General features: G+C 55.0%; 16 protein-coding genes and 1 pseudogene. 12 read left to right on the top strand and 5 right to left on the bottom strand.

Annotation, left to right across the window (positions count from 1 at the left end):
- Window positions 1–40: 40 nt before the first annotated feature.
- Both ACA079_RS05935 and ACA079_RS05930 read left to right on the top strand, forming a co-directional pair.
- Window positions 41–538: an HAD domain-containing protein gene (locus ACA079_RS05935; RefSeq protein ID WP_497704284.1), complete on the top strand. Its 498-nt coding sequence runs from the start codon at window positions 41–43 to the stop codon at window positions 536–538.
- A 66-nt stretch (window positions 539–604) separates the two neighbouring features.
- A complete protein-coding gene (locus ACA079_RS05930) occupies window positions 605–814 on the top strand; it encodes a hypothetical protein (protein WP_175392424.1) in 210 nt (69 codons plus the stop codon).
- 177 nt (window positions 815–991) lie between these two features.
- On the opposite strand, the gene ACA079_RS05925 is transcribed toward ACA079_RS05930, so the two are convergent.
- The gene (locus ACA079_RS05925) at window positions 992–1,693 is read right to left on the bottom strand and encodes a hypothetical protein (RefSeq protein ID WP_497702884.1); all 702 of its coding nucleotides are present in this window, start codon (window positions 1,691–1,693) and stop codon (window positions 992–994) included.
- A 465-nt stretch (window positions 1,694–2,158) separates the two neighbouring features.
- On the opposite strand from ACA079_RS05925, the gene ACA079_RS05920 reads away from it, so the two are divergent.
- Window positions 2,159–2,440, top strand: coding sequence for a helix-turn-helix domain-containing protein (locus tag ACA079_RS05920; RefSeq protein WP_175388648.1), 282 nt, complete (start codon window positions 2,159–2,161; stop codon window positions 2,438–2,440).
- A gap of 88 nt (window positions 2,441–2,528) precedes the next feature.
- On the opposite strand, the gene ACA079_RS05915 is transcribed toward ACA079_RS05920, so the two are convergent.
- On the bottom strand, window positions 2,529–2,705 hold the full coding sequence (locus ACA079_RS05915; protein ID WP_497702883.1) for a hypothetical protein: 177 nt from the start codon (window positions 2,703–2,705) through the stop codon (window positions 2,529–2,531).
- 341 nt (window positions 2,706–3,046) lie between these two features.
- Here ACA079_RS05915 and ACA079_RS05910 point away from each other — a divergent pair, with 341 nt between their 5' ends.
- Both ACA079_RS05910 and ACA079_RS05905 read left to right on the top strand, forming a co-directional pair.
- Window positions 3,047–3,829 carry an SIR2 family NAD-dependent protein deacylase gene (locus ACA079_RS05910; protein ID WP_497702882.1) on the top strand — a complete coding sequence of 261 codons (783 nt, stop codon included), beginning with the start codon at window positions 3,047–3,049 and terminating at the stop codon, window positions 3,827–3,829.
- Window positions 3,830–3,994: 165 nt separating this feature from the next.
- Window positions 3,995–4,228: a BPSL0761 family protein gene (locus tag ACA079_RS05905; RefSeq protein ID WP_008017168.1), complete on the top strand. Its 234-nt coding sequence runs from the start codon at window positions 3,995–3,997 to the stop codon at window positions 4,226–4,228.
- Between the two features lie 419 nt (window positions 4,229–4,647).
- Here the strand turns inward: ACA079_RS05905 and ACA079_RS05900 are convergent, their stop codons facing one another.
- The 3 genes from ACA079_RS05900 to ACA079_RS05890 all read right to left on the bottom strand — a co-directional run bounded on the left by ACA079_RS05900 (window position 4,648) and on the right by ACA079_RS05890 (window position 8,840).
- Window positions 4,648–6,216, bottom strand: coding sequence for a long-chain-fatty-acid--CoA ligase (locus ACA079_RS05900; protein WP_497702881.1), 1,569 nt, complete (start codon window positions 6,214–6,216; stop codon window positions 4,648–4,650).
- Between the two features lie 56 nt (window positions 6,217–6,272).
- The gene (locus ACA079_RS05895; protein WP_497401899.1) at window positions 6,273–7,013 is read right to left on the bottom strand and encodes a TorF family putative porin; all 741 of its coding nucleotides are present in this window, start codon (window positions 7,011–7,013) and stop codon (window positions 6,273–6,275) included.
- Between the two features lie 87 nt (window positions 7,014–7,100).
- Window positions 7,101–8,840, bottom strand: a complete 1,740-nt coding sequence (locus tag ACA079_RS05890; protein ID WP_497401900.1) for an amidohydrolase — start codon at window positions 8,838–8,840, stop codon at window positions 7,101–7,103.
- A 107-nt stretch (window positions 8,841–8,947) separates the two neighbouring features.
- Here ACA079_RS05890 and ACA079_RS05885 point away from each other — a divergent pair, with 107 nt between their 5' ends.
- The 7 genes and pseudogenes from ACA079_RS05885 to tnpC all read left to right on the top strand — a co-directional run bounded on the left by ACA079_RS05885 (window position 8,948) and on the right by tnpC (window position 16,377).
- Window positions 8,948–9,859 (top strand): LysR family transcriptional regulator, encoded by a 912-nt coding sequence (locus tag ACA079_RS05885; RefSeq protein ID WP_497401901.1) that lies wholly within the window; start codon window positions 8,948–8,950, stop codon window positions 9,857–9,859.
- 260 nt (window positions 9,860–10,119) lie between these two features.
- Window positions 10,120–10,452, top strand: coding sequence for a hypothetical protein (locus tag ACA079_RS05880; protein ID WP_497704283.1), 333 nt, complete (start codon window positions 10,120–10,122; stop codon window positions 10,450–10,452).
- 471 nt (window positions 10,453–10,923) lie between these two features.
- Window positions 10,924–12,540, top strand: coding sequence for a DUF1254 domain-containing protein (locus ACA079_RS05875; RefSeq protein ID WP_201181170.1), 1,617 nt, complete (start codon window positions 10,924–10,926; stop codon window positions 12,538–12,540).
- 36 nt (window positions 12,541–12,576) lie between these two features.
- Window positions 12,577–14,244, top strand: a complete 1,668-nt coding sequence (locus ACA079_RS05870) for a DUF1254 domain-containing protein (protein ID WP_497458392.1) — start codon at window positions 12,577–12,579, stop codon at window positions 14,242–14,244.
- Window positions 14,245–14,347: 103 nt separating this feature from the next.
- A complete protein-coding gene (tnpA, locus tag ACA079_RS05865) occupies window positions 14,348–14,665 on the top strand; it encodes an IS66-like element accessory protein TnpA (protein WP_497461622.1) in 318 nt (105 codons plus the stop codon).
- A complete protein-coding gene (gene tnpB / locus ACA079_RS05860) occupies window positions 14,662–14,997 on the top strand; it encodes an IS66 family insertion sequence element accessory protein TnpB (protein WP_497702880.1) in 336 nt (111 codons plus the stop codon). The genes tnpA and tnpB overlap by 4 nt, the downstream gene beginning before the upstream one ends.
- A gap of 83 nt (window positions 14,998–15,080) precedes the next feature.
- Window positions 15,081–16,377, top strand: a pseudogene (gene tnpC, locus ACA079_RS05855) (IS66 family transposase).
- The last annotated feature ends 137 nt before the right edge of the window (window positions 16,378–16,514 follow it).

Here is a 16,514-nt window from a genome sequence, read left to right as displayed (position 1 = left end):
CACAGGTGATCACATTTAGAATGGAGCAACCCCGGTGCAGATGAATACGCATATTCTGTTCCTCGATTTTGACGGTGTGCTTCATCCGGACGCCGTCTATTTGGGACGTCAGGGGCCAATCCTCAAGGCTGAAGGTGCGCTATTCATGTGGACGCCGATTCTTGTACAAATACTCGACGAGTTCCCAATGGTCTCGATTGTATTGAGCACCAGTTGGGTTAGGCACCTAGGCCACAAAAGAGCTGCTCGCTTTCTGCCTCGAGAACTGCAGGATCGGGTCATTGGCGCCACTTGGCACAGCTCAATGGCTAAAACCTGGGTGGATGAAACACAATGGGATGGGAGCACAAGATACAATCAAATTTGCCGGTACGCTGCCCGCTCACAACTGCAGAAGTGGATTGCACTGGACGATGATGGACAAGGATGGGCGGAGAGTTCATCAAGACACTTAGTAGCGTGCAACCCAGAATTAGGCCTTGGCTCCTCTTTCACCCAAAACGAGCTGAAAAGCCGCCTCAGGGAAATGTGTTCATGACTAAAACCTCAGCAGAGCCTTACTCCGACATTTGTTGAAATGCTTGTTGAACGAGCAATTTATCTCATGAACAATGAACGTAAGCTTTCAGATAAATACAGCGTCGAAGAAATCATGAGCGCCAAGCGGCGGGCTAGAGACAGGTTGGTAGACGCTGTAAATGCTGCGGACAAAGATAGTCTTGAACTGGCAGCCGAGTTCGTCAAAGCTGCTTTACGCGGCACTCGCCCCATTCCGAGACCCAAAAGGTATAAAGATCTCGTGTCAGACGATTGAAGAGGTCTTCCTTTTTAGGTTTGGCGCGTAGATACGTAAGGCTCAAAATTTGAAAGCGCCTTAGGAACGGTCAAAAGCTTGCCGCACCTCCACGCTGTCGACTTCTTTGACCGACGCGGTGATGTTCAAAGGATTCGAACGCGCATCAACACGTGAAGTTTATCTCGGTTACAGCTCTCAAGGGACCTGGTTCTCCTCACCATAATAACCCTCTCCTTTCGCGCGCTCGTTCTTCCAGTACTGGATAAGCTCGTCGACGCTCTCAACATTATGCGATTCGAGTTCCCCAAAATCGGATTGTCGCCACTCATCGAACGTTTGCTCTAGGAGGGTGGTCGCAACCTTTTCATAGGGCATGCGAGGATCGATCAACTCCTCATGGCCCTGGCCACCACTCAGCCACTCGCTAGCACTATACCCGCTGGGCAAATTGCAAAAGCGCCACCATCCACGATATGTCGCGGCAGATCGACGAACCGAATCGGCGCGAAAATTCGTCTCATCCATTTCTGACCAAATGCCCTTTTGAATCATGGAATCGCGGTCTGCATCGCGATCCAAAAAAAACATTTCATGCATTTGAGGATCACTATTGGCCCAATCATAAAATTCGCAGTCGATGCCGGACTGCCCCCAGCGTAAAACCGTGCGCACCACTGCCGTCTTTGTCGAGCCAAATACCCATTCGTACTCGTGTAAAAAAGTAGGCTGATCGGAGAGTTTTCCCTCACAGGCGAAGGCAAATTTTTCCCGATACTTAAACCAAAATTCATCCAGCTCATCGAGTGTTCGCAGGCGGACAAAAAGCGCTCCGCCTGCAAGCAACACGCGCTCTGGCAACTCGATGAAAGCGGGTAACCGTGGTGAATTCGTTTTCATAGACGTTCTCGCTAACACAATGCCTGCTTCCGCTTTGCTTGCTCCCTTTACAGCCACTGTCGACGCGACAAAGCCCAAACAGAGGGAAGTTTTTTGTCGAAGCCGTGCAAGAGAGAGGTAAATGTGCCGTAACTCAGGAAACTCATCGGCTTTTGACTGTGGCCGGGCGTCAGTAAAGCTTCCCTTTCAATTTGGTTGACCCTCAGCCTCCAGTGGTCTTATCAACGCTCACAATGAACATCCTACAAAGAACGAAATGCCAGGCAAACGCGGCCTTTCGCAGTGGCGGATTGATGATCTGTTTAACGAAAATTCGAAAGGTGGATGGCAACAGCCGATTCCAGTTGCTTGAAGATGCACCTCCTCTCAGAAGAAAAATCAGGCAGAGAAGCCGGTTTATACTGTGTGCAGTATAGAACAAAAATGCTTTGACCGGCCTTATCGTTCCTTTTGCGAGAAGTATTCATGCGATTGGAACTCAAGCGGGCCATTGGCACCTCCATCAAGTCATATCGACTCAAGAGAGACATTTCGCAGGAAAGCTTAGGTCCGAGCCAACCCTACATAAGCAACCTTGAAGCAGGAAGAGGCAGCGCGTCGCTAGACAAAATCGAGCAGATGGCAGATGTTCTCGGAGTTCATCCGATAAGCATAATTGTTGCTGGCTACCTCACATCAAATGAGGATGCCGACAAGGACCAGTTGTTTGAAAGGATCCGAAATGAGCTGGCCGAAATAGGGCTCTAGCTGATCTCAGTTACTCGGAGCCGCTATATTCGGATGGTTTTCCTTCGGGACATTTATTGGATGCCGCAGTGAAGATCATCCCAATCGTTCAACCGTTACCCTGATAGTCACCGCCTTGGATCTGCTCGACCGGTTCGATGAGCGCACGCCCTTGATTGCATACGCGGTCAATCGCACGGTCAACTTTGAACCACTCGAAGGTCTCCGAAGATTTGCGATGTAGCAGCACCATCTGTTCTGCGCGGGTGTCGTAGGATCCAACCATAACTGGGCCAGTTTTTCTGGCATTGTCACGGATCGGCGGTCGTGGATGTCAACCATTCCCGCCGGCGCTGTTAGCGGTAATGATGCCGAATCCGTCGTTCTCACCTATCTCAAACTCGGCAGTTGGATACCAGCTGAAGCAGCACATTTGTATGACCCGTTGAGTCACGGCAGCTTCTACCATCTCATTTGCCTTGCTCTGACCATCTCTACGGGAGCGCGGTTGCCCTAAACACAAAGATAAGATATCAACGAGAAGCTGAGAGGCCGCGCCATGTACTCAATAATCCTCAGCGACGGCTCCGTGAACGTAAAGCGGTAAGCCAGGAGCAGATTGGTACCATGACTGTCATAGAGCAAGCTGTAGACCTACTACAGAAAGCCAAGAAGGTGGTCTTTTTCACTGGCGCTGGTATCTCCGCCGATAGTGGTATCCCCACGTATCGCGAAAAACTTTCTGGTATCTGGACAGGGTTCGATCCGAGGGATTTAGAGACGGCCAAGGCCTTTCGGGACAACCCTGCACTGGTATGGGGATGGTATTTGTGGCGGAGGCTCCGTGTAGCTCAGGCAGAGCCAAATGCTGCGCATCTTGCAATCCCTCGCTTCGCTAACCCACAGCGCCAGGTTTCTGTTATCACCCAGAATATTGATGACCTCCACGAGCGAGCAGGCTCTTTAAATGTGGTGCATTTGCATGGCAGTTTGGCAATGCCCAAGTGCTTCGCCTGCCATCGGCCTGCGGTTGTGTCACCAGATCAATCAGCTATACCGGATGAGGGTGCCGTAATCGAGCCTCCTAGGTGTCAGCGGTGTAATGGCAAGATGCGTCCTGCGGTGGTCTGGTACGGAGAGGATTTGCCGCCCCAGGCTTGGAAAACTGCGGTGCAGTTGGTGAAAGATTGCGATCTGCTGGTCTCAGTCGGCACCTCCGGGATCGTCATGCCTGCCGCAGGCCTTCCCGATCTTGCGTTGGCGTCTGGAGCTTCGGTCATTCATGTGAACAAGGTCGACGTTGCAATGGGTGAACCGAAGGAGTTCATGCTGATGGGGGCTGCCGCCGAAGTACTGTTGATGCTGCTCGAAAGGATAGAGACGGGTAAGACCAGGAAGCTTGAGCTTTGAAGCTGCGTTTCGAACACGCGTTTCTGATCTGCCCATTAGACCGCTACAGGCGGACGATTACGACGCAGGTTTATAGGGAATTATAGAGCGATTATAGAGCGACTATAGGTGAGCGAATCTGGTCGCCTTGTATTGGACTGACGACATCAACGCGTGGAGGCTTAAATGACGATGCCATTTGAACGGAGCAGGTCCGTCGCACAAACTCATGCTTTCCTGACGGAACTTGCTCGCGACACAGAAGTGCCCGAACGCGTTAGACAAAACGCTTATTTCCTTTTACGCCACTTTCCTACTAAGCACGATGTGCTGCAGGCTGGGCGTATTGAAGAGCAAGCGAAAAAAGTGGGGATAGGTACATTCGGCCCCGTTTTTTGTTCCTCAACTGAAGACTGGTAAGTTCTCATCAAGACTGGCAGCTTCAGACGACCAAAAGCTGATGGTGGTGAAAGGCAGAAATCGGCCAAAAGCAGTCTGTCGACAACAACAATTCTGCCTGATTATTTGCGGATATCAGGTTCAAGGCGTGCCCCTGAATAACTGATGCCTTCCAGGGATGTTTTCGTTGTTGCACGTTAAATACCAAAATTTTTCACGACCTAAAGCAACTTTTCCCACTTCAATTGCGGCCAAGCCGAAAAAGCCATAGGAGAGCCTTCGCTAGCTATGGCCGCGTGTCGCCTGATGACCTGCACCCTATCCAGGGTGCAGATAATGCCAAGTCGAACAAGTCTTCTGAATCAGCACTTCGTCAGTGTTACTGCCAATGCAATTTATCGCGGTTCAAGTAGCCAATTGCTTCATTGCGCACCGGCGTTCTAGGCAATTTGACGAGCGCGGTTCTCCCAGAACAGCTTGCGCAGTTCCGTCTTCAACACTTTCCCGACACTGGATAATGGCAACGAGTCCCGGAACTCAACACTACGCGGAACTTTGTAACCGGCAATGGATTCGCGGCAGTGGGCGATAACTTCTTGTTCGGAGATACGTGCGCTAGGGTTGCAAACGATCACTGCGTGCACCGTCTCGCCCCATTTATCGCTGGGAATACCGATAACTGCAACCTGGCTAACAGCCGGAAGCCTGACGATGGCGTTTTCGACCTCGGCGGTATAAATGTTCTCCCCGCCACTCACAATCATGTCCTTCAGCCGATCGCAGATAAAAACGAAGCCATCTTCGTCCATGTAGCCACCATCGCCGGTGTGCATCCAGCCGTTACGCAACGCTTCGGCAGTGGCTTGTACGTTGTTCCAGTAACCGAGCATGACATTCGGCCCGCGTACGATGATTTCCCCAACGGACCCACGCGGCACCTCCCGGTTTCCGGCATCAACGATACGGATTTCGACGCAGTTGACCGGCAATCCCGCCGAGTACATCTTGCCGCTGCGCTGATGCTCCTCGCAGTGATACTCGGCGTCGAGGATGCATGCGAAGGGCGACAGTTCGGTCATGCCGTAGCCCTGGATGAAGTCGGCTGCCGAAAAGGACTGGCGGGCTTGATCGAGCAGTGCCGGCGAGATGGCCGAAGCGCCATAAGTGATCTTCCTTAGCGCGCTCAGATCAAGTTTGGCTGCCGCAGGATTGACTTCGCGCCAATCGAGGAGCATCTGCAGCATGGTCGGCGCCAGCCTGGTATTGCTGATCCGTTCCATACCGATGCATTCAAGTACCTCCTGCGGTTTGAAGGTCGGTAACACCACATGCGTACCTCCGCTAATGAACAGAGAGATCATTGCCGACAGATCGGCTATATGGAACATCGGCATGGCGTGTAGGTAGATAGTCTGAGGTCCGATCCCGGTCTGGTTGAAAGTGGCCAGGGCTGATAGAACGAGATTGTTATGACTGAGCATGACCCCCTTGGGAAAGCCGGTGGTTCCACCGGTGTAAAAAATACCCAATAGAGAATCACCACTACGAAGGGCATCTTCGACCGGCTCATACTGGGTGATCAGCATTTCGTAGTTGAGCATGCCCGGTGGAGTTTCCCCCTCACCGGCATAAATCATCACACGCAGGGTTTTCGCAGCAGCGCTGATTTTTCCTGCCAGATCCATGAAGCTGTCATCGACGATCAGTACACAGGTTTCAGAATCGTCCAATGAATAGACGATCTCCGCAGCGCTCCAACGGATGTTCACCGGGTTGAGCACGGCATCGGCCCAAGGGACCGCCAGATAGTATTCAATGTACCGCTGCGAGTTCAGCGAAAGCATAGCCACCCGCTCGCCGCTGTTCACGCCCAGGCCTTTTAACGCGCCGGCCAGTCGGGCGACTCGATCGCCCAACTGGGCAAAACTCAGGCTACGACCCTGGTAACGAATGGCCGGTATTTCGGGACGCTGTTGCATATGGCGATGCAACCCTTGGGTCAAGTACATCGAAATCTCCCGCCTTATTTTTTAAAGAGTTGCAAGTTTCTTAACTGAAGGTTTGATCAAAACGTCTTGCTGGCACTGACCACTACAGTCGCCGTGCACACATCGGTGTAACCGTAGTAACTCGCGCACTCGCTCTTGGAAAGATCCGTGTCGACGTAGCTAAGGCCCCAGTTGACCCCAAATGCGCTGCGGGTCAGCTTGGCTTCCCATTCGTGATAATCACCTCGAGCCTTGCCACTGTTTGACAAAAACACATCATCCTTGAAGTCGAAACGGCCATAGCGGACTTCCAGACCGACCTGATCCACAATCTCATGGCTGTACCCCAAGTAGGTGTAGAGCGTGTCCTGGTCTTTCCCTACAAAGTTCTTCAAGTCGTTGGAGTAATAACTGCCGAACTTGAAGCCGTAGGCTTTGAGGATGGCGTAGACCTCACTCATGTTGAACTGTGCTTCCTTGGCATAGGTGTACTTGAGATACCCCACATCAAGGCTGACATCGTCATTGAATGGAATGAAAAAGCCTGCGTAGTAATCTTGTTCAAGCCGCGTTTTCAGGTTCATTCCAAAGTCGACGTTTGAGGTCCAGACACCCGCGTAAGCACCGCTACTGTGTATCAAGGTGGCTTCCAACTGCGCAGCGGGGTCGCCAAGTGTCATGGATAATCCGCGGCTGCGGTAATCGCTGACCACCTGCGGCTTGAGCTCCAGTTGCAGGTCGTCAGTCAGCGGCACAGCCCAGGCAGCAAAAGGCATAAGCGTGCAGCAGACAGCGGTCGTAAGGGCAAGGCGATGCATAGGTCGAATCCTGTTTATTATTATTGGCAGGCAAGACTTCGTTCTTCCCGTGCCCCGAAGGGCACAGGTCAGGCATACGTTGGGAGGTTATGGGTGGCTGTAGACTTCGCGCCCGGAAAAGTAGGTCTTGAGCACTTGGGTGTCAGCCAATTGCTCATCGGGCACGCTGAACACATCGCGGTCGAGGATGATCAGGTCAGCCTGTTTGCCCGCGGCGAGAGAGCCAATCTCCTTATCTAGACCGATCGCACGGGCGGCGTTGCGGGTGTAGGCGTAGAACATCGTTTCACGATCGATATCCTCATCCTTGTTGAGCACTCCCTTGGGGCCTTTGCGGCTGATGGCCTGACCTATGGCTTTCCACGGGTTGGGGGTACTGATAGGCCAGTCGCTGGCACCGGCAATGGTTGCGCCATTTTTCAGCAACGAGCGCGCCGGATACATGAACTGAAACTGCATGGCACTGATGTAGGGTTTGAGTAAATCAATGCTCAATTCGTCGGCAGAGGCCCAGTACAGCTGCATGGAAGCAATGACGTTCAGCGGCTTGAAGCGGGTGAATTCCTTGGGATTGACCATTTGTAAATGGGTGATCGAATGAGTCACACCGCTCTGCCTGTCGTGGCGTGCCTGCTCAATCCCGTTGAGCGATTCGCGGACCGCCCGGTCGCCAATGGCATGCACATGAACCAGCCAGCCACGGGCATCGGCGGCGCTGACCAGCTCTCCGAAATGCGCGGGATCGATCAGCAACTCGCCTCCCTTTTTTGAGTTCTTGTAGGGAGTCAGTAACGAGGCGGTTTGCGCAGGAAATTCGGCGACGCCATCAGCGAAGATCTTGATGCCCGGCAGACTGAGATTGTCGACGCCACTAAACTGTTTCCTGACCTGATCCAGCACCTCCAAATCCGCAGGTTTACTCTTCGGATTGGCAACCATCAGCGCAGCCACCCGCAACTCCAACTCACCTTTTTCCGACAGTGTTTTGTAGACAGGTAAAACCCCCAACGTCTGTGCTGTAGGCTTGAAGTCGAATACCGAATCGCCAGGCATGGTATTTGCTGCCGGGTCCATCAGGGCCGTAATGCCCAGGCTGTGATTGAGGTCGCGTGCAGCCCGGCCCGCAGCCATCAACTGGTCGAAGGAAGGAGAAGGAAGCTGAGACATCACCGCAGACAATCCGGCATCTGCGACGAATCCATTGGGAGTGCTGTCCTCATGGTGGCCGATGGTCGCCACGGCTTCGCCCTTGAGCGACTTGACCCGCTCGGCATCGATACCTGCTCGCTTGAGCATCGCCTTGTTGGCCCAACCGGTGTGGTAATCCCAGCCGATAAACGCAATAGGGGTTTCAGCCCATTCACCGTGATTGAAGTGTTTCTCAAATTGAGCCACTTCACTCCAGTAGGTAGAGGGAAAACCACTAATACTGAGTATGTCGCCGTGTCGCGCCTTGCCATCATCTCGCCACGCGCGTAAACGCTGCTCCAGTTCGTCGAAGGGCAGCATTTGTCCTTCAAGGTCGGCCGCCTTGAGTTTCATCCCGCCACCGATGGCATGGCTGTGGCTGTCAATGAACCCAGGCATGACAACCTTACCCTTCAAATCCACCACTTGGGTCATGGCATCTTTGAGCGAAAGAATCTCGACATCACTGCCGACCTTCAGGATACGGCCATCGGCTACCGCGACCGCTTGTTGCAGCGGCTGACCTGGCTCGGCCGTGAACACCTTTGCGTTGTACAAGAGCAAGTCGACAGCCGCCATGCTTTCCATTGATGCAAAAGCGACAGCAATTGCCAGTGTCGTCCCGAGAACCTTCTTCATTGCCTGAACGCCTTTTTTTATTAGAGTGTTCGGGAGACTATCCAAAGGAGGCAATGTTAAGAATACCTAAACCCCGAAAGACATACTTTCCAGAAAGGTAAAAATGAATGGACCAGCTCGGCGCTATCACTATGTTCGTCGCCACGGCAGATCAGGGCAGTTTTACGCGCGCGGCCTCATACCTGGGCAAAACCACGTCGGCTCTGACCCGGGCGGTAACCCACCTTGAGACGGAATTGGGCACACGTCTTTTTGAGCGCTCTACCCGCCGAATTGCCCTAACCGAGGCCGGACAGATCTATTTGGCAAGCGCTCGACAGGTGCTGATTCAGCTACAGCAAGCTCGGGAAGATCTTGCCCAACTCCAGCAGGAGATGTGTGGCACCTTGCGAGTGGCGGCGCCACCGTCCTACGCTCCAGCGTTTCTGAATGCGGTGTGCTGTCGCTTTCTTGATAGATACCCCCAGATGCGTCTTGAGGTAATCCTCACCGAAGAGTTCGTGGACCTGCTTGAGGGCAGCTACGATCTTGCTGTGCGTGACGGACCTGTGGGGCCGGATCTGATTGCCCGACCACTGACCGTCAACCGTATCCGACTTTGCGCTAGCCCACGCTATCTAGAGCGCAAGCCTCTAGAAGTCCTACCGCAAACGTTCGATCAACATGACTGGTTGATCTATCGACACCCTGCACTGAACCCGCATTACTGGTGGTTTACCCATGAAGGCGAGCGCCGGCGAATAATTCAGCCCGTCCCACGCCTGTCTAGCGATAACTATGATCTTCTGTTTAATGCGCTGCTGGATGGGCAGGGATTGCAATTTTGTCCACAGTGGAGTGCAGCTCCCTATCTGCGGCGTGGCGAACTTGTGCAACTTCTCCCCGATACAGACCCGGACCCGGAGCAATTCGGTTCTACAGTCCATGTAATCTATCCGGCACACAGACGCCACACACGCAAACTCCTGGCTTTTATTGAATGTCTTGGTAACTACCTAGAAGAAGAGGCGCTGCATTAAAGGGGCAGCGCGGTACTGAACAAACGTGCTTATGGAGAAGGATTTTTATGCCGGCCATCAGTGGATAGTCCCCCTAAATGACCGGCTGTTATGGGTCGACAGCTGCCCGCAATGATAGGCGGCAGATGGAAACGCTGACACTCGCCGGTATCTGCTGGCCCTTACCACTTGAGGTCTCACCCCAGCGACGCTTTACAACAGAGTCTGGTCATCCTGATAGAATCGATCAGGTTATAGATAACACCCTTCTGAGAAATGGCATGAATACAGAATTGATGGAAGATGAGATGCGCCGGGCGCTATTCGGTGATCCTGAGCCCTCTGCGCCGGCAATTCACTCTGACGTGCAGGACACAGTCCCGGATGTTGTGATCGTGCAACCGGTGAAGGCAGCGAAGAAAAAGTCAGTCTCAAAAGGCTTCACACCTAGGTTGAGAGTCACGCTCCGTGTGGGAAATGAATTTGAAGGTGAGATGCACGAGATGATACATGAGGCCGATACGCTGAGCTCCCTAGTTGCAGAACAAGAAGCTACTAAGACTGCCAGAAAAAAATTCAGGTTTGTGGAAGTGGTATCGGTCAAGTCGATGTAAGTGGGTCTTCCCCTTGGCTCACCCGCCTGGGCATTAAACCGCATTCGGTTACCGCGGATCACCCAACAGGTTCGTGTCGAATGAAGCCTCAAAGATTAGGGGGCGGTAGTCGTATCCCGGACTGGATTTAACATCATCACTCCATACCGCTCTCAATGTTAATTGGTCGCCAGCCCAAGCCACATAACTGAGGGTGGCGACAGGCAGAAATCGGCCAATAGCAGTCGTTGGAACGAGCAATGACAAATGATTGGCTATGCTTCATCTGCTGCCGCGAACTGGTCGAGCAGACTGCACTTTTTGTCCTCAACGTATAACTCCCTTCAGCGTCCACTAAAATTTAAGGCGTCATCTCCCATTTAGGGGCTATCAAGAGTTGTATGGCTGGTTGTTGTAGCGATCGAGGAGCTGGCGTGAAATCGCCGCGAGTGTGGCGAGGACGATTTTATCCATAACGATGGAGATGAAACTGTGAAACAACTCATCCAGCTCCTGACAGTCCCTGCAGCCTGCATTGTGCTGACACTACCCAGCTTGACTGCTGCGCAGGAGAGCCCCGTTATTCCCGCGTCGATCAGCACACCGGACAAAGTCGAGACGCGCATCGGCGCGCTCGACTTCAAGGACGGCATGCCGAGCAAGCAGACCATCGACAAGGTCTATGACAATCTGGACTTCACGCGCGCGTTCGAGGCGTTTGTGAACACCTACCAGGGCGTGAACATGGCCGCCATCCGCAAGGGCTTTCTGAGCATCGCGGTAAAAGACAACGAAGTAATCATCTGGTCCGAACTGATGGATGCCAAGTTGCTGTTTCTGACGACCAACGCCGATACCGTCTATTTCGGGAGTTTCATAGACATCTCAAAGGGCCCGATGGTGGTCGAGACACCGCCCAAGGCGCTGGGCACCTTCGACGATATTTGGTGGCGTTGGATCATTGATTTCGGCTTGCCCGGACCCGACCGCGGCGAAGGCGGGAAATACCTCATCCTGCCGCCGGGGTATGACGGTCCGCTGCCCGAGGGCGGATTCTATATCGCTCGCTCCCGCACCAACCGCGTGCTGCTCTTGGGCCGCTCGTTCATGGAGAAAAACGATCCGAAGCCCGCGGTCGAATTGATCAAGAAGACGACCAGAATCTATCCCTATGAAGCGGGTGGCGAGGGCACGAGCATCGCCGAGTTCCTGAGCGGCAAAGCTAAACTTGGCAAAATCACCCCCCCGCCGCCGCCTGTGTTCCACGAAGGCAGCGGCAAGGTAATGAACACCATTCCACCCAGCGATTTCAGCTACTACGAGATGCTTAACGAGGTGGTGCAACAGGAGCCTGCAACTGCGCTCGACCCGGAATTGATGGGACCGGTGGCCGCCATCGGCATCATCAAAGGCAAGCCGTTCAATCCCGATGCGCGGATGAAGAAGATTCTCACCGAGGCGGTGGCGCTCGCCAATGCCACCTCGCGCACCCTGTTTACGGCGCCTCGCGACCCAGCGTGGTACTACTATCCCGGATCGGGTTGGCAGAACATGCTGTTCTCCTCCGGCTACGAGTTCGAGACGCCGGTCCCGGAAATTACGCCCGAGGGCGTCAAGCCCTACCCGCCCACCGGCTACCGCCAGTTGGACGCGCGAACGTCTTTCTTCTACGGCGTCACCGGCATCACGCCCGCGATGGCCATGCGCGTGGCGGGCATCGGCTCGACCTACCTGTGGACGATGGTCGATGCCGACAAGCAGTACTTCGACGGCGCCAAGACCTACAAGGTGACGCTGCCGAAGGACATTCCGCAGGCGAATTTCTGGTCGTGGACGCTCTACGACACCATGACGCGCTCGATGCTCGACACGCCGCAGCGCTACCCGCGTGCGGGCAGCCAGAGCTATCCGTCCCCCGCCGCCGAAGCGGATACCGACGGCTCCACGACAGTTTACTTCAGTCCCACCCAGCCTACGGGTGTCAAACGGGGCAACTGGATTCAGACCATGCCGGGTAAGGGCTATTTCCCGATGCTGCGGCTCTACAGCCCGCTTCCACCGTTCTTCGCCAAGACCTGGCGGCCGAGCGAGGTCGAGGTGGTGAAATAGGCAGCTCAACAAAGACGCACTGAAAGGAATCAACCAATGAAAATAACCAATCGCACTTTCATTAACGGGGTGTTGGCTGCCGTGCTCGTCGCCACCGTCATCATCGTCGCGGATGAAGCTACAGCCCAGACATCCTCCGCAATCCCTCCGGCAATCACCACGCCCGACCAGATCCAGACGAGTCTCGGCACGCTCGAGTTCAAAGACGGCGCGCCGAGCAAAGAGACCGTCGCCAAGATCTACGACAACCTCGACCTGATGCACGGCGTCGAGGCGTTCGTGAACGCTTACCAAGGCGCGTCGGTGGCGGCCATCTTCAAAGGCTTCAACGAGGCCGGCGTTCCGAACAACACTGCCCTGATCTGGTCGGAGCTGATGGACTCAAAGTCCCTGTTCCTAACTGCCAATGCAGACACCATCTATTTCTGGGTCAATCTGGATGTCACCAATGGACCACTGGTGGTCGAGACGCCTCCGATGTCACTCGGCGTCATCGACGACATCTGGTTCCGCTGGGTGACCGACATCGGACTGCCAGGGCCGGACCGAGGCGAGGGCGGGAGATATCTACTGGTGCCGCCTGACTACAAAGGCATACTTCCGGAGAACGGTTACTTCGTGAACAGGCTGCGCACGAACCGAGCGACGATGTTAGGCCGGTCATTCCTCGAGAACGATGACCCCAAGCCTGCGGTTGCACTCATCAAGAGGACGCTCAAGGTCTACCCTTATGTACCGGGCGGCTACGGCACGAGCATTGGCTCGGCACTTGAAGGTAAAGCCACGCTGCTGCGCACCCCGGAGCACAAACTGGAATGGTCCTTCCTCAAGCCCCCGCCGCCGGTGAAGTTCACCGAAGGCAGCGGCAAGGTCATGACCACCATTCCGCCGAGCGACTTCAGCTACTTCGAAATGATCAATGATCTGGTCCAGAAGGAGCCGGAGGGTTCCTTCGATCCGGAGATCATGGGTTCGCTGGCCGCAATCGGCATCGTCAAGGGCAAGCCTTTCAATCCGGATACGCGGATGAAGAAAATCCTGACCGATGCGGCGGCCATCGGATCGGCCACGGGTCGAACCCTGGGCTGGAATGCGCGCCCATCCGAGGGATGGTTTTACTATCCCGGCTCCGCCTGGACGAACATGCTCTTTGCCGGCGGTTACAACTTCGAAACGCCGCCGCCACAGGTCAGCGCGGACGGCACCATCACACCCTACCCGCCCACCGGTTATCGCATGCTCAACGCGCGCACGGGGTTCTTCTTCTACGCCACCGGCATCACCCCAGCGATGGTTATGCGGCTGACGGGCATCGGCTCGCAATACCTCGCCGCGTTTGTGGATTCCAAGGGCGAATACTTCGATGGGAGCAAGACCTACAAGATGACGCTCCCGCCGAAGATCCCGGCGGAGAAGTTCTGGTCCCTGACACTCTACGACAATCAGAGCCGCTCGATGCTCGACACGCCGCAGCGCTACCCGCGTGCGGGCAGCCAGAGTTATCCGACGCCCGCCGCCGTGGCGAACTCCGATGGCTCCACGACCGTGTACTTCGCCCCGAGTAAGCCAGCAGAGGTCAGCGACGGCAACTGGATACAGACCGTTCCGGGTAAAGGCTGGAGCACGATCCTGCGCTTCTACAGCCCGCTTGAATCGTTCTTTACGAAAGAGTGGCGGCCGAGCGAGGTCGAACTGGTGCGGTGAGACGTAAGCGTCCGGCAAACACGCCTTCCTGACGCCATCGCTTAGGGCGATGGTGTCCACCTATTTAAGTGGACACCATTTTTAGACCCACAAGCGGATCACCATGCGCCAACGAACCTCTTATCCAAAGCTCTTCAAAAACCAAATCGTCCAAGAATGCCTCCAACCGGGCGCCTCTGTTTCCAGTGTCGCAATGAGTCACGGCATCAACGCTAACGTCGTGCGCAAATGGTTGCCGCTTTACCGCGATCAAAAGCTCACTGATTTGCCCGCTTTCTTGCCGGTGAAGCTGGAACCAAACATTCAGAGCGAGAAGTCCGTCAGCATCGAGTTGTCATGCGGGCAAAGAACGTTGACCGTGAAATGGCCGGCCTCCGATCCTGATGGCTGTGCCCGATTCGTTCGCGGACTAACGCAATGATCCGCATCGACTCCGTCTGGCTCGCCACCGAGCCCATGGACATGCGCGCCGGCACTGAAACCGCGCTGGCGCGAGTTGTCGCGGTGTTCGGTGCGGCGAAGCCGCACTGTGCCTATCTGTTCGCCAATCGTCGCGCCAATCGCATGAAAGTGTTGGTGCATGACGGCGTGGGGATTTGGCTTGCAGCCCGGCGCTTGAATCAAGGACGCTTCTTTTGGCCAGGCGCGCGGCACGGCTCTGAAGTCGAGTTGGATGCAGAGCAACTTCAAGCCTTAGTGCTCGGTTTACCTTGGCAACGCGTCGGTTCCGGAGGAGCCATCACGGTGCTCTAATTCGTATGCCATGGCGCGCTTGCCAGCGCAATTGGCCCATCAGTCTATCGCCGCCATGAGCCCTCTCTGGCAAAATCGGCGGCATGACTTCGCATCCGAATCTCGATCAATTAAACCCTGAAGAACTGCGTGCCTTGGCGGCGCAGTTGATCCAGCGCGTCGAGACGATGGACAAGCAAATCACCCATCACAAGTCGGTCAACGAGAAGCTGACCCACGAGATCGCGCTGCTCAAGCGCTTCAAGTTTGCCAAGCGCAGTGAGCAGCTAAGTCCGGATCAGGCCAGCTTGCTCGACGATATGATAGATACCGATATCGCGGCTATCGAAGCGGAGCTTGAGGCGCTGCAACCGGCAGCTGTCGAAGCCAAAGTGCGCCAGCAACCCAAGCGCGCACCGCTGCCACCGCAGTTTCCTCGCACACTGATTCATCACGAGCCTGACAACAGCCACTGCCAGTGCGGCTGCGCCCTCAAGCGCATCGGCGAAGATGCCAGCGAAAAGCTCGACTACACGCCCGGCGTGTTCACCGTCGAGCGCCACATCCGTGGAAAGTGGGTCTGCGAACAGTGCGAAACGCTGATACAGGCGCCGGTACCGGCGCACGTCATCGACAAAGGCATCCCGACAGCGGGCCTGCTGGCCCACATCATGGTGGCCAAGTTCGCCGACCATCTGCCGCTGTATCGCCAAGAGAAAATCTTCGGCCGCGCCGGGCTGCCCATCGCCCGTTCGACCTTGGCGCAGTGGGTGGGCAACTGCGGCGTGCAATTACAGCCGCTGGTTGATGCGCTGCGCGAAGCCGTGCTGACGCACAGCGTCGTCCACGCTGACGAAACTCCGGTACAAATGCTGACGCCTGGCGCGAAGAGAGGTACGCGAGCTGGAACCGGGTGTTCGGCAGCGAATACGGCAGGAAAAAGCAGCGCCGATTATCGACGCACTTCATACCTGGATGATCGCCCAGAGGCAGCTTGTGCCTGAGGGATCGGCCATCGCCAAGGCGTTGGATTACAGCCTCAAACGCTGGGTAGCGCTGACGCGCTATCTCGATGACGGTGCTGTGTCCATCGATAATAACTGGTGCGAGAATCAAATCCGGCCATGGGCTCTTGGGCGCTCAAACTGGCTGTTCGCAGGCTCGTTACGCAGCGGCAAACGTGCGGCTGCGATCATGAGTTTGATCCAATCGGCGCGGCTCAACGGGCATGATCCGTATGCTTATTTGAAGGACGTTCTCACACGCCTGCCGACGCAGCGGGTAAGCGAGATTGCTGAGCTGTTGCCGCACCGTTGGGTGCCATCGCGTAACCTCCAATGGAATGGTCAGACGCTACAATCATTTGTATCGCCCAGCGCAAGGAGGTACAAGCGTGCTTGATATACTGATCGAAGTGATTTTTCGCGCAATTTGCTTTCCTATTGGTTGGCCCATAATGAGGCTTATCACGCTAGGTAAATATCCATCGAAGGGCTCTTGGTTTGCATATACACCGGAGTCCGAGTGGACTTCCGCAA

Source organism: Pseudomonas sp. LBUM1645, assembly GCF_059716185.1.
This window is presented reverse-complemented; position numbering and strand designations above follow the sequence as displayed.

Excerpts from the sequence above, each read along its gene's own strand:
- ACA079_RS05880 (WP_497704283.1), top strand. The coding sequence starts at position 10,120 with ATGAATACAGAATTGATGGAAGATGAGATGCGCCGGGCGCTATTCGGT.
- ACA079_RS05890 (WP_497401900.1), bottom strand. The coding sequence starts at position 8,840 with ATGAAGAAGGTTCTCGGGACGACACTGGCAATTGCTGTCGCTTTTGCA.
- ACA079_RS05885 (WP_497401901.1), top strand. The coding sequence starts at position 8,948 with ATGGACCAGCTCGGCGCTATCACTATGTTCGTCGCCACGGCAGATCAG.
- tnpA (WP_497461622.1), top strand. The coding sequence starts at position 14,348 with ATGCGCCAACGAACCTCTTATCCAAAGCTCTTCAAAAACCAAATCGTC.
- ACA079_RS05870 (WP_497458392.1), top strand. The coding sequence starts at position 12,577 with ATGAAAATAACCAATCGCACTTTCATTAACGGGGTGTTGGCTGCCGTG.
- ACA079_RS05930 (WP_175392424.1), top strand. The coding sequence starts at position 605 with ATGAACAATGAACGTAAGCTTTCAGATAAATACAGCGTCGAAGAAATC.
- ACA079_RS05915 (WP_497702883.1), bottom strand. The coding sequence starts at position 2,705 with ATGGTTGGATCCTACGACACCCGCGCAGAACAGATGGTGCTGCTACAT.
- ACA079_RS05920 (WP_175388648.1), top strand. The coding sequence starts at position 2,159 with ATGCGATTGGAACTCAAGCGGGCCATTGGCACCTCCATCAAGTCATAT.
- ACA079_RS05900 (WP_497702881.1), bottom strand. The coding sequence starts at position 6,216 with ATGTACTTGACCCAAGGGTTGCATCGCCATATGCAACAGCGTCCCGAA.
- ACA079_RS05910 (WP_497702882.1), top strand. The coding sequence starts at position 3,047 with ATGACTGTCATAGAGCAAGCTGTAGACCTACTACAGAAAGCCAAGAAG.
- tnpB (WP_497702880.1), top strand. The coding sequence starts at position 14,662 with ATGATCCGCATCGACTCCGTCTGGCTCGCCACCGAGCCCATGGACATG.
- ACA079_RS05925 (WP_497702884.1), bottom strand. The coding sequence starts at position 1,693 with ATGAAAACGAATTCACCACGGTTACCCGCTTTCATCGAGTTGCCAGAG.
- ACA079_RS05935 (WP_497704284.1), top strand. The coding sequence starts at position 41 with ATGAATACGCATATTCTGTTCCTCGATTTTGACGGTGTGCTTCATCCG.
- ACA079_RS05895 (WP_497401899.1), bottom strand. The coding sequence starts at position 7,013 with ATGCATCGCCTTGCCCTTACGACCGCTGTCTGCTGCACGCTTATGCCT.
- ACA079_RS05905 (WP_008017168.1), top strand. The coding sequence starts at position 3,995 with ATGACGATGCCATTTGAACGGAGCAGGTCCGTCGCACAAACTCATGCT.